Here is a 12,830-nt window from a genome sequence, read left to right as displayed (position 1 = left end):
AAATAAGTTATTTTAACAAGTAAAATAGATAACTTAATTAGTGTGATTGGTATAAGCACTCTATGAGCTTTTCATTAAATTTTTTATAATAAAAAAGCGCCGAAGCGCTTATTTTTAGATAAATAATTAATGATAAATTATGAAAAAGTGAGATCGTTTATATCAGGCATACTGGGACGATCTTCTTCAAGGCTTAGATTACTGACTGGTTTTGTATTACCTTCTTCTGCCTCTTCGCCATTACCTTTATCTAGCTTAAATTTAAGTGCTAAGTTGGTTGGAGAGTCAGAGTTTTTAATCGCTTCTTCTTTAGTAATCAAACCTTCATTCACTAATTCAAATAATGCACCATCAAAAGTTTGCATACCTAACTCTTTAGATTTTTCCATTATTTCTTTTAGCTTTTCAAATTGACCTCTTTTGATCATATCTCGAATAGTTAATGTACCCATCATAACTTCAATAGCAGCACATCTTTTACCGTCAATAGTGCGAACCAAACGTTGTGAAACAAAAGATCGAAGGTTATTGCCTAAATCAATTAATAATTGTAAACGTCGCTCTTCAGGAAAAAAGTTAATGATACGATCTATTGCTTGGTTTGCATTATTCGCATGCAATGTAGAAAGCACTAGATGTCCTGTTTCAGAAAAAGCTAAGGCATGCTCCATAGTTTCTTTATCACGTATCTCACCGATTAAAATAACATCAGGCGCCTGGCGTAAGGTATTTTTTAATGCGGCATGAAAGCTACGCGTATCAACCCCTACTTCTCTTTGATTAATAATGCTTTTTTTATGTCTATGTACAAACTCAACAGGATCTTCGATAGTAATAATATGGCCGGAAGAGTTAGTATTACGATGGTCTATTAATGCGGCTAATGAGGTTGATTTACCCGATCCCGTCGCACCAACGAACAAAACCAAACCGTTTTTAGACATGATCACTTCTTTTAGTATTTCAGGTAATCTCAAATCTTCAAACTTAGGAATTTCAATTTTAATATTACGAGCAACGATCGAAATATCATTTCGCTGTTTGAATATATTGACACGGAAACGCCCTATCCCTGCTAGTGAAATGGCAAGATTCATTTCTAATGTATGGGCAAACTCTGCTTTTTGTTCTTCATCCATTATTGCATTAGCGATTTCACCAACTTCACCCGGTTTAAAACAAACATCACTTAAAGGCATAAGTGATCCCTGAAATTTAGCAGAAGGCGGCGCACCAGTCGCTAAGTAAAGATCTGATCCATCTTTACTCGCTAACTCATTTAACATTGTTTCGAATTCCATAACGTATTTATCCATCTAAAATCTATATTGGCTGTATTGCTATGTGGCTTTTTGTTTTATTAATCATTTAATTACTATTACTTAAATCCTAGCATGTAAATTGATTTTATATTTATTCTGAATGAGAGCCTAGTTAATCTATTACTAATTGTATAGTTATGAATTTAAAATCACAAATAGTGCATAAAAAATCAATTAAATTAACTTTAAGTGATTTCTTAGAGATCGTTAATTACGTATTTACTGTTGAATAAAAAATCATTCATAAAACAATCTTTGTTCACAAAAACAATATTATAGATAGCTAATGTGATTAACTGCTCACTTTTTATTCGGTAAAACATGATCTAGCTCTTTATCTCTCCGTAGCAAAGTAAATAAATTAACATAGTATTAACAACACATTTACTTAGAAGATAAATAACTTTCTCAGTAAAACTAATAAGTGATTAAAAGTGAATGCTTATTTTTTGTTTAATTGATGGTTAATTAAAATACAAAATAATGTAATTAGCTTTAGTTTCTTTCTCATTAGTAAGATTAAGGAGAGTGGCAGTGAGCTTTGAAGATTCAGATAAAGCAAAGGGATATTGGAACGAAAACCTCAAACTGGTAATCAAATTATTGGTTATTTGGGCTTTTGTTTCATTTGGGTGCGGCATATTACTCGTTGATATATTAAATGAATTCAGTTTTATGGGATTTAAATTAGGATTTTGGTTCGCTCAACAAGGTTCCATTTACGTCTTTTTAATATTGATTTTTGTCTATGTAAAAAAATCAAATACCCTCGACAAAAAATATGGTGTTGACGAATAATAAGGAGTAAAAAAATGGATGTTCAAACATTAACCTATTTGGTAGTTGGGGTTACATTTGCTGTTTATATCGGCATTGCAATTAAAACACGAGCAGGTTCAACAAAAGAGTTTTATGTAGCAGGCGGTGGTGTTCCACCCATTTTAAATGGTATGGCAACCGCGGCGGATTGGATGTCAGCGGCTTCATTTATATCACTTGCGGGGATTGTTTCTTTCGTTGGTTATGATGGTAGCGTATACATTATGGGGTGGACTGGCGGCTATGTACTGCTTGCACTTTTGATGGTTCCTTATCTTCGTAAATTTGGTAAATTTACCGTGCCAGATTTTATTGGTGATCGTTACTACTCTCAATCAGCACGTACTGTTGCAGTTATCTGTGCCATCTTCATCAGCTTTACCTATATTGCAGGTCAAATGCGTGGCGTAGGTGTTGTATTCTCTCGCTTCCTTGAAGTAGAAGTTGATACCGGCGTTTATATCGGTATGTGTGTCGTATTTTTCTATGCTGTTTTAGGTGGCATGAAAGGGATTACTTATACTCAGGTAGCGCAATACTGTGTCATGATTTTTGCTTTCATGGTACCTGCTGTTTTTCTTTCAATCATGATGACAGGCCATATCTTCCCTCAATTAGGGTTCGGTGCAGAATTACTGGATGCAACGGGTAATAGTTCAAGTATTTATTTACTTGATAAATTGGATGGTCTTTCTACAGAATTAGGGTTTGCTCAGTATACTGAAGGCTCTAAAGACATGATTGATGTACTGTTTATTACAGGTGCATTAATGTTTGGTACGGCCGGTTTACCACATGTAATCGTCCGTTTCTTTACAGTACCAAGAGTAAGGGATGCACGTAGTTCTGCTGGTTGGACATTATTATTTATCGCGATTATGTACACCACTATTCCTGCGTTAGCTTCTTTTTCACGTGTAAACATGATTCAGTCAATCAACGGTCCAGAAAGCCAAGGTGTACCACATGCCGAAGCGCCACTATGGATTGAAAACTGGGAAAAAACAGGCTTAATCAAATGGGACGATAAGAATAGCGACGGCAAGATGTTCTACTCAAATGATGAAAGAAATGAGATGAATGTTGACCGTGACATTATCGTATTGGCAACACCAGAGATGGCAAATTTACCAGCATGGGTGATTGCGTTAATGGCTGCAGGTGGTCTAGCAGCGGCGTTATCAACATCCGCAGGTCTACTATTAGTTATTTCAACGTCTGTTTCTCATGATTTATTGAAAAAGAACTTAATGCCCAATATCTCTGATAATAAGGAGTTAATGTATGCGCGTATGGCATCAGGTGCCGGTATCATCATGGCAGGTTACTTTGGTATTAATCCACCAGGTTTTGTAGCCGCCGTCGTGGCCATTGCCTTTGGCCTTGCCGCCTCCTCTTTATTCCCTGCTATTACGATGGGTATTTTCTCAACGAAGATGAATAAAGAAGGGGCTATCGCCGGCATGCTAGCTGGTTTATCATTTACAACTATTTATATTATTTACTTTAAATTTGTAAATTCTGCTGCAAATGTATCTGAAAACTGGTTATTTGGCATATCGCCAGAAGGCATAGGTATGTTAGGGATGCTAGTTAACTTTGCAGTCGCTATTATAGTCTGCAAAATGACGTCACCAACACCGCAAGCCGTGGTTGATATGGTCGAATCAATTCGTTTCCCTAAAGGAGCAGGTGAAGCACAAGATCATTAAAATCGATTAAATGTTAAAAGCGCTTCGGCGCTTTTTTTTTCATTACTTTTTATAATAGTATTTTTATAGGAGCCCCTTTATAAAAGAAGATAAACGGAGCAACTATTAGCTAAATGACCATTTATAAAGTGACTTTTATCATATCCTTTTAAAGAGATACGGTTTTATCAAACATCTTTTTATTAAGTACTGTTATGAGTTAACTATCAGCCCACATAATAGGTAATTAGGTACATATGGATAATAGTGAATTACAGCCCATTTTTGATTTCATGCGTAAATTAGCACCTTTTGATTCATTGCAGGAACAAACACTTAAACAATGTTGTAAGGTATTGACCATTGCTTATTACAGTCAACAGCAGAAATTAGTACATGTTGATAGTAATGATCCACAACTTTACATTGTTCGTAGTGGTGCTTTTGAAGTGAGTACGCAAGAAGGTGAATTAATTGATCGAATAGGCGAAGGTCAATACTTTGGATTTAGTGGCATACTTTCGGGTGAGAAAGTCGTTAATCAAGTCCATATCTTAGAAGATGGTTTAGTTTATCATTTGCCCGCCGTTATGTTCGACCAATTACGAGCCAATTGTCATTCTTTTGATCGCTTCTTTAATCAAGCTTTTGCTAAACGTCTACGTAATCAAGGCTCACTTAAACATAATCATATTAGCACCGCCCGTATCACTAATATTATGTCACGAGAACTCACTACTATTACTCGTGATGCAACTATCCATCAAGCAGCATTATTAATGTCAGAGAAACGTCTTTCATCACTGATTGTCGTCAATGAAGATAAACTATGCGGTATTTTAACCGATCGAGACTTACGTAACCGTGTATTGGCTAAGGGTCTGACAGGTGCTTTATTAGTCGAGCAAGCAATGACTGAACACCCAACAACGATTAAGCCTGAAGCGTTGATTTTTGAAGCCATGTTAAAAATGAGTGAAAATAATATTCATCATTTACCCGTCGTAAAAGATAATAAACCCATTGCCATTATTACGAGTACTGATTTAATCCGTAGTCAAAGTTCTCAACCTTTATTGTTAATTGGTCAAATAGATCGCCAAAATAGTTTAGAGTCGTTAATTCAAGTCAGTCAAAAAATACCCGATCTATTATTTAATCTGATTAGCAGTGATGCTAAAGCAATGGAGATAGGTCGAGTACTCACCTCTGTGACAGATTCATTAACACGTCGCTTAATTGCATTAAGGCAAGAACAGTTAGGACCAGCACCAATGACATTCTGTTGGCTCGCTTTTGGTTCTCAAGGTCGCCAAGATCAAATGGCAGGATCAGATCAAGACAATGCATTAATACTAGAAAGAGAAGCGACTAAAATAGAAAAAGACTATTTCAAACAATTATCAGAATATGTTTGTAGCGCCCTGAATGAATGTGGCTTCCCATTTTGCCCTGGTAATATCATGGCACAAAACCCAAAGTGGCAATTAACATTGCAACAATGGTTACAAGCATTTTCTAAATGGATTAAAACACCCGATCCAAGCGCCTTATTAAATGCAACGATCTTCTTTGATATGAGACCTGTATTTGGTAATCTCAGTTTATTTAAGCAATTACAAACCACTGTATTAAAGAATACAAAAAACAACGATATATTCATTGCTGCGCTTAGCCAAAATGTATTGCAATCAACCCCACCACTTGGTTTCTTCCGTAGTTTTGTACTGGAACGAGATGGTAGTGAAGTAAAAGGCATCGATTTAAAACATAAAGGTAATGCACTCATTAATGATATTGTCAGGATCTATGCTTTATCTGTAGGAGTAGAAGAAGTGAATACAATCAAACGTATTGAGGCATTAATTGCGTTGTCAGCCATCGATAAGGATATTGCAATGAACTTATTAGACTCTTGGGAATTTATTGCTCATAAACGTCTTACGAATCAAGGACAGCAATTTAATAACACGCAACCAGTCTCTAATTATATTTTGCCTGATAGCCTTTCATCATTAGTCAGACACCAATTAAAAGATGCCTTTAAAGTCATTCATGAAGCCCAAGGTACCGTTAAGCACAAATTTTTAAGACAATTTTAATGTTGCAACAATGGTGGTTAAATAAAAAATTAAAACGACTTATTAACAATAATAAGTTAGGGAAACCTGAATACTTACAAATCCATTATCAATATCTGTTAACAAACCTTAATCAATCTATTTCAAAAACTGATTTACTCGCATTAGATATTGAGATGACAGGATTAAACCCGAAGAAAGATCAAATGGTCAGCATCGGTGTTATTCCTATTATTAATGGCCAAATACAACCTAAATTTGCACAGCATAAATTCATAAAAATTCAAGGCAGTGTTGGCCAAAGCGCTGTTATTCATGGCGTTTTAGATAAAGACTTAAACAATGCTTTAACACAACAAGAGGCGCTAGAGTGGCTCTTTGAACAGTGCCAACACAAAGTATTAGTCGCACATCATGCACAATTAGATTTACAATTCTTACAGCAATCATTACGTAAAATGGGTCTACAACCGTTGCCGTTATTCGCAATTGATACATTACTTATTGATAAAAGAAGGCAACTTCGTAAACATCAACTTTTAAATACAGGCAGCTTACGTTTGAACGCCTGTAGACAACGCTATAATTTGCCTATCTATAACGCACATAATGCATTAACAGACGCATTAGCTTGCGCTGAATTACTATTGGCTCAATTAAATAAGATGGGAGGATTAGAAACTATAACGTTAGCTCAATTACTTGAAAGTCATTGATATTCATTGAGAGTCTTACTTTTAAAAAGCTTATTTGATATAGCAACGTATCAAAAGTGAATGAAGAAAATACCAGTAAATATTTATTAGTATGAGCCTAGCCATCAGCTAGTATGGCTCTAGCCACCAGCAAAAAATTAATTGATAGGCATAAAAAAGGCTTACTTTTCAGTAAACCTTTTTTCAGAATTGAGATTAGTTTAAATTAACCAGCCCAAGAGTCACGTAATGCAACAGTACGATTAAAGACTAACTTAGCTGTGCTTGAATCTTTACTATCTGCACAGAAGTAACCTTCTCGCTCAAATTGATATGCCACTTCAGCTTTAGCATCGATTAAACTATTTTCTACAAAACCTTGTTTAATCACTAATGAGTCAGGGTAAATAACTGTGTGGATATCTTCAACTGCAGCAGGGTTCTCTACCGTAAATAAACGATCGTAAATACGGAATTCAGCAGGATGGTTTGATGCCGCACTTACCCAATGAATAACCCCTTTTGGTTTACGGCCATCTTCAGGGTTTTTACCCAATGTTGTCGGGTCATATGAACAAAGGATTTCGGTAATATTCCCTGCATCATCCTTAATCACCTCTTCCGCTTTGATCATGTAAGCATTACGTAAACGTACTTCTTTACCAAGTACTAAACGCTTATACTTTTTATTGGCTTCTTCACGGAAATCAGCAGCATCAATGTATAACTCACGAGAAAACGGAACGATACGTGTGCCCATACTTTCATCTTTAGGATGAGCAGGTGCGTTTAATTGCTCTAACTTACCTTCTTCATAGTTTGTAATGGTCACTTTGATTGGGTCAAGTACAGCCATAGCACGTGCGCCGTTAGCTTCTAAGTCTTCACGAACACAAGCTTCTAATGAAGCAAACTCAACCGTATTTTCTTGCTTTGTTACACCAATACGTTTTGAGAATTCACGTAATGAAGCAGCAGGATAACCACGACGACGCATACCTGAAATAGTTGGCATACGAGGGTCATCCCAACCAGTCACTATATTTTCTTCAATCAATGCATTCAATTTACGCTTAGACGTTAATGTGTATTGTAAATTTAAACGAGAAAACTCTATTTGACGTGGTTTACACTCAATACTGATATTCGCTAAAACCCAATCATATAATGGACGATGATCTTCAAATTCTAAGGTACATAAACTATGCGTAATACCTTCGATTGCATCCGAAATACAATGTGTAAAATCGTACATTGGGTAGATGCACCATTTGTCACCCGTTTGGTGATGGTGTGCAAAGCGAATACGGTAAATAACCGGATCACGCATTTTCATATTAGGTGAAGCCATATCTATTTTGGCACGCAACATCATAGTACCTTCTTTAAACTCACCTGCTCGCATACGATTAAACAGATCTAAGCTTTCAGCAATAGGACGATCGCGGAATGGGCTATCTTTACCTGCAGACGTTAATGTACCGCGGTATTCACGTGTTTGTTCAGCATTTAACTCACAAACATACGCTTTATTATTTTCAATTAACTCAACAGCATAATCAAAAAGCTGTTCAAAGTAGTTAGATGAATAACGCACATCACCTTGCCATTCAAAACCTAACCACGTTACGTCTTTTTCAATAGCAGCAACATAGTCAGCATCTTCTTTAACCGGGTTTGTATCATCAAAACGTAGGTTACAGGCTGCATTTGGGTAATCTCTTGCTAAACCAAAGTTTAGACAGATAGATTTAGCATGACCAATATGTAAATAACCATTCGGTTCAGGAGGAAAGCGTGTATGGATTGTCTGGTGTTTACCACTCTCAAGATCGTTTTCAATAATAGTGCGAATAAAATTACTTGGGCGTGTTTCCAGTTCAGACATTGTGACCTCTAAAATACATGATTCATAAAGGGGCAATCATCGTATATTCTAGCGCTAAGCTCAAGTGAAATAATAACAAATGGGAGGTATCGTAGGGATATATGGTAATAATACCAACCAGAATAAATGGCGGATCTATTTTGAAGGTTAAAATAACTTCTTTTTGTATTGTGAGTTTAATGAAAAGAACAGATATTCGCTATATTTACGTCTCAAATTTAACCACTTTTCTTTCTTAAAATAGATCAGTTAATCAGTATAATTGGCTTAATCCAATCAGTATTACTAAACTTAAAAACAAAAAAAGGCACTCAATGAGTGCCTGTTGAATGAACTAATTAACCACTACTCTGATAGCTTCATACGATTTGCAATACTTTCAGCTTGTGGCCCGATGATAACTTGAAGATTATTTTCTCCTAGTTTCACGACTCCCATTGCCCCTAAGCTTTTTAGATCGGATTCTTTAATAATACTGCGATCTTTTAGCGTGAGACGTAAACGAGTAATACAAGCATCAATCACTTCAATATTCTGCATTCCACCTAATGCCACCACATATGCATTGGCTAAACTATCACTATCGTCACGACTCTCAGCAACAACATTGATAGCTTCATCGTCAGCATCTTCTCGTCCAGGTGTTTTAAGGTTAAGCCCTTTAATTAATGCTAAGAAAACAAAGTAATAAATAGCAAAGAAGGCAACACCTTGTGCTAGCAACATATACCATTGTTTTGCTAATGGATTTTGCGAAGAAAGTACCATATCAACTAAACCAGCAGAAAAACCAAAACCAGCAATCCACTCCATATTAGCGGCAATAAAGACTGATACGCCTGTTAAAATTGCATGCACAATATAGAGTAATGGCGCAACAAACATAAATGAAAACTCTAACGGTTCCGTGACGCCTGTGAAGAATGAAGCTAAAGAGGCAGCTAACATGATAGAAGCGACTTTCTGTTTATGTTCTGCTTTTGCCGTTGTGTAAATAGCTAACGCAGCACCAGGTAAACCAAACATCATGATAGGAAAGAAACCTGCTTGATACATACCAACAGTACCAATAGCCGTTTTACCTTCAGCAGCAAACTTAGTAATAGTATCCTGACCCGCTAAAAAGTTCGGGATATCATTAATACCTGCCACATCAAACCAAAATACGGAGTTTAAAGCATGGTGCAGACCAACAGGAATCAATAAACGGTTAAAGAAAGCATAGATGCCTGCACCAATATCCCCCATACCAGCAATCGTTTCACCAAAGTGTTGTAGACCAGAGAAAATAAGTGGCCAAATAGCCATTAAGACAAATGACACTGCAATCATCACTATAGAAACGACGATAGGCACTAAACGACGACCAGAAAAGAACGCTAATGTGTTATGCAGCTCAACATCTGAAAATCGATTATATAATTCAGCAGAAATAATACCGACTAAAATCCCAACAAATTGGTTTTCAATTTTACCGAAAGAAGCATCTGCAGCAACACCAGTGATTTGTTCAACAGCACCAGGGGATAATAAAGTAGTCACCACTAACCAACCCACTAACCCAGAAAGAGCAGCAGCACCGTCTTTATCTTTAGACAGTCCATAGGCAACACCAACAGCAAATAACAATGCCATATTATCGATGACCGCCGCGCCTGCTTTAATTAAAAAAGCAGCAAGCTGAGAGTCACCTCCCCAACCATTAGGATCAATCCAATAACCAATCCCCATTAAAATGGCGGCAGCAGGTAAGACGGCTACTGGTACCATCAAGGCTCTACCTACTTTCTGCATATAACCTAAAATATTCATTGTCACTCTCCCTTGAGATGTAAACTTAATTCACATTGATTATTATCCATTTTAACTCGTTAAAGAAAGCCTCTAAATACAAAGACTTTAATAATCTAGCTAAGTTATGACTCTAAAGTTTTTATCAAAGCCCGCAAACTCGATGAGTTTATTATGTGACGCAGATCACTCAAGGTTCAACTTGAAAAAAAACAAGACAAGCATTACCATTAAACTTAACTTACAAGAAGAATTAAGCTTAAATTTTAACTATTTGGAGAAAAAATGCGTTTAATTCCACTTAAAAATTTATCCGATGTTGGCCGTTGGTCCGCTCAATATATTGTGAACAAAATTAACAAATTCTCTCCAACAAAAAATCGCCCATTTATATTAGGCTTGCCGACTGGTAGCTCTCCATTAGCAACTTATGAACATTTGATTGCATTATATAAAGCAGAAAAAGTTAGCTTTAAGCATGTAGTGACTTTTAATATGGACGAATACGTCGGTATCGAATCTTCACATCCAGAAAGCTATTACAGCTTTATGCACAATAATTTTTTCAACCATGTAAATATACAACCGCAAAATATTAACTTATTAAATGGCTTAGCTAACGATTTAGAAGCAGAATGCCAACGCTACGAAGATAAAATAAAAAGCTACGGTAAAATCAATCTCTTTATGGGAGGTGTAGGAAGCGATGGTCATATCGCATTTAATGAGCCCGGTTCATCATTAGCTTCTCGCACTCGAATTAAAACACTAACGCAAGAAACTAGAATTGCTAACTCCCGATTTTTTGGTAACGATATCGATAAAGTGCCCAAGTTAGCATTAACCATTGGCGTTGCTACGTTATTAGATGCAACAGAAGTATTAACGCTTGTCACTGGTCGCCATAAAGCACTAGCGCTACAAGCCGCAGTTGAAGGGTGTGTTAATCATTTGTGGACGGTTAGCGCCTTACAATTACATCAAAAAGCAATTATTGTCTGTGATGCGGAATCAACCATGGAGCTTAAAGTGAAAACGCTTAAGTATTTTCAGGAATTAGAAGCTGAACATATTCATGGCTTATAGCTCAACCCCATTAAATGACTTAGAACATGCCTATTTCAGTACTTACTAAATCATTGAACATATCAATTTGTTTTATTAAACGGAGCTGTTTTCCATGTATGCACTCACTAATTGCGTGATCTACACAACTGAATCCATTCTTGTTGATCATGCAGTCATTATTGAAAATGAATTGGTCAAAAGCATCATTCCTATCAATGAACTCCCTTCCGATAATCGTTGCATAGATTTAAATGGCAACAACTTAACACCTGGCTTTATCGACTTACAACTCAATGGTTGTGGTGGTGTTATGTTTAATGGTGCTGAGACACAACAAACACTGTTAACAATGCAGGCTGCCAATTTAAAATCTGGTACCACTAGCTACCTTCCCACTTTTATCACAGACTGCGATGAAAGAATGAAAAAAGCATTAGATGTAGTGCGTGAATATATGCAGATAACAGATAATGAAGTCTTAGGTTTACATCTTGAAGGTCCTTATATTAATTTGGTAAAAAAAGGTATTCACCGAGCAGAGTTTATACGAGAGCCCAATACTGAAATGATTGATCTTATCTGTGCCAATGCAGACATCATTAGTCAAATTACTCTTGCGCCCGAAATGACGCCTGATAATGTGATCGCTCAGTTAAGCAATGCAGGTATTGTGGTTTCTTTAGGTCATAGTAACGGTACTTACCAGCAAGCAACAAACGCAATCAAACATGGGGCTTCTTGCGCTACACATTTATTCAATGCTATGTCGTCAATTACAGGTCGAGAGCCAGGCATAGTAGGTGCCGTTTATGATAACAATATTTATGCAGGTATTATTGTTGATGGATTTCATGTTGATTATGTCAATGTTCGACTGTCTAAAAAAATCATGGGTGATAAATTAATATTAGTGACCGATGCAACTGCGCCTGCAGGAGCAGATATCGAACGATTCAGCAATCAATTCGATTTTGTTGGCACTACTGTTTATTATAAAGACGGTAAATGTTTTGGCGAAGATGGCACCTTGGGTGGATCAGCAGTCACTATGATTGAATCCATACAACAATGCGTTAAGTTTGTTGGCATACCATTAGATGAAGCTATTCGAATGGCCACGCTATACCCGGCCAAAGCAATTTCAGTTAACCATAAACTAGGCAGTATTCATTCAGGTAAAATCGCTAACCTAGCTATTTTCAATAATGATTACCAAGTCACTGGTACTGTGGTCAATGGCATATATACCCATCACCATTCAAGATGAAGAATCAATACTGCATTGTAACATTCGATAAGAACTAACCATTGGTTTCATTACTGCAAGATTTACTTTAAAAAATAAAATAAGCTAGTTTTAAAATTGTATGGGCTTTACTTTACGACCTGAGCTCTTTAGTCTTAATTTTTAGCTTAACTAAAAAATTCAATACTAGATATTATAAAGACAAAAAGAGCTGCCTAAGCAGCCCCAT

Annotated in this window: 9 protein-coding genes; 6 read left to right on the top strand and 3 right to left on the bottom strand. The window is 36.4% G+C overall.

The genetic code is table 11. The annotated features are described in order from the left end of the window. Positions 1-137 precede the first annotated feature (137 nt). The gene (locus V6255_RS07985) at positions 138-1,301 is read right to left on the bottom strand and encodes a PilT/PilU family type 4a pilus ATPase (RefSeq protein WP_341627671.1); all 1,164 of its coding nucleotides are present in this window, start codon (positions 1,299-1,301) and stop codon (positions 138-140) included. Positions 1,302-1,856: 555 nt separating this feature from the next. Here V6255_RS07985 and V6255_RS07980 point away from each other — a divergent pair. The 4 genes from V6255_RS07980 to V6255_RS07965 all read left to right on the top strand — a co-directional run bounded on the left by V6255_RS07980 (position 1,857) and on the right by V6255_RS07965 (position 6,629). Next, positions 1,857-2,120 carry a DUF4212 domain-containing protein gene (locus V6255_RS07980; RefSeq protein ID WP_025564851.1) on the top strand — a complete coding sequence of 88 codons (264 nt, stop codon included), beginning with the start codon at positions 1,857-1,859 and terminating at the stop codon, positions 2,118-2,120. 14 nt (positions 2,121-2,134) lie between these two features. Further along, positions 2,135-3,853 carry a sodium:solute symporter family protein gene (locus V6255_RS07975; RefSeq protein WP_341627670.1) on the top strand — a complete coding sequence of 573 codons (1,719 nt, stop codon included), beginning with the start codon at positions 2,135-2,137 and terminating at the stop codon, positions 3,851-3,853. A gap of 236 nt (positions 3,854-4,089) precedes the next feature. Further along, entirely contained in the window at positions 4,090-5,934 is a 1,845-nt protein-coding gene (locus tag V6255_RS07970; RefSeq protein ID WP_341627669.1) for a DUF294 nucleotidyltransferase-like domain-containing protein, read from the top strand. Continuing rightward, a complete protein-coding gene (locus V6255_RS07965; RefSeq protein ID WP_341627668.1) occupies positions 5,934-6,629 on the top strand; it encodes a 3'-5' exonuclease in 696 nt (231 codons plus the stop codon). The genes V6255_RS07970 and V6255_RS07965 overlap by 1 nt, the downstream gene beginning before the upstream one ends. 205 nt (positions 6,630-6,834) lie before the next feature. Here the strand turns inward: V6255_RS07965 and glnS are convergent, their stop codons facing one another. Further along, positions 6,835-8,496, bottom strand: a complete 1,662-nt coding sequence (gene glnS, locus V6255_RS07960) for a glutamine--tRNA ligase (protein WP_341627667.1) — start codon at positions 8,494-8,496, stop codon at positions 6,835-6,837. Between the two features lie 345 nt (positions 8,497-8,841). Further along, on the bottom strand, positions 8,842-10,308 hold the full coding sequence (nagE, locus tag V6255_RS07955; protein WP_341627666.1) for an N-acetylglucosamine-specific PTS transporter subunit IIBC: 1,467 nt from the start codon (positions 10,306-10,308) through the stop codon (positions 8,842-8,844). Between the two features lie 264 nt (positions 10,309-10,572). Here nagE and nagB point away from each other — a divergent pair, with 264 nt between their 5' ends. Next, positions 10,573-11,373, top strand: a complete 801-nt coding sequence (gene nagB, locus V6255_RS07950; RefSeq protein WP_341627665.1) for a glucosamine-6-phosphate deaminase — start codon at positions 10,573-10,575, stop codon at positions 11,371-11,373. Positions 11,374-11,467: 94 nt separating this feature from the next. Continuing rightward, positions 11,468-12,622, top strand: a complete 1,155-nt coding sequence (gene nagA / locus V6255_RS07945; RefSeq protein WP_341627664.1) for an N-acetylglucosamine-6-phosphate deacetylase — start codon at positions 11,468-11,470, stop codon at positions 12,620-12,622. The last annotated feature ends 208 nt before the right edge of the window (positions 12,623-12,830 follow it).

This window comes from Psychromonas arctica, from assembly GCF_038155225.1.
GTDB lineage: Bacteria > Pseudomonadota > Gammaproteobacteria > Enterobacterales > Psychromonadaceae > Psychromonas > Psychromonas arctica_B.
Note: the sequence above shows the minus strand (reverse complement) of the source record. Positions and strands in the feature narration are given on the sequence as shown.

What these genes read in the sequence shown, in the direction of transcription:
- nagB (WP_341627665.1), top strand. Translation starts at nt 10,573, where the DNA reads ATGCGTTTAATTCCACTTAAAAATTTATCCGATGTTGGCCGTTGGTCC.
- V6255_RS07975 (WP_341627670.1), top strand. Translation starts at nt 2,135, where the DNA reads ATGGATGTTCAAACATTAACCTATTTGGTAGTTGGGGTTACATTTGCT.
- V6255_RS07985 (WP_341627671.1), bottom strand. Translation starts at nt 1,301, where the DNA reads ATGGAATTCGAAACAATGTTAAATGAGTTAGCGAGTAAAGATGGATCA.
- glnS (WP_341627667.1), bottom strand. Translation starts at nt 8,496, where the DNA reads ATGTCTGAACTGGAAACACGCCCAAGTAATTTTATTCGCACTATTATT.
- nagE (WP_341627666.1), bottom strand. Translation starts at nt 10,308, where the DNA reads ATGAATATTTTAGGTTATATGCAGAAAGTAGGTAGAGCCTTGATGGTA.
- nagA (WP_341627664.1), top strand. Translation starts at nt 11,468, where the DNA reads ATGTATGCACTCACTAATTGCGTGATCTACACAACTGAATCCATTCTT.
- V6255_RS07970 (WP_341627669.1), top strand. Translation starts at nt 4,090, where the DNA reads ATGGATAATAGTGAATTACAGCCCATTTTTGATTTCATGCGTAAATTA.
- V6255_RS07965 (WP_341627668.1), top strand. Translation starts at nt 5,934, where the DNA reads ATGTTGCAACAATGGTGGTTAAATAAAAAATTAAAACGACTTATTAAC.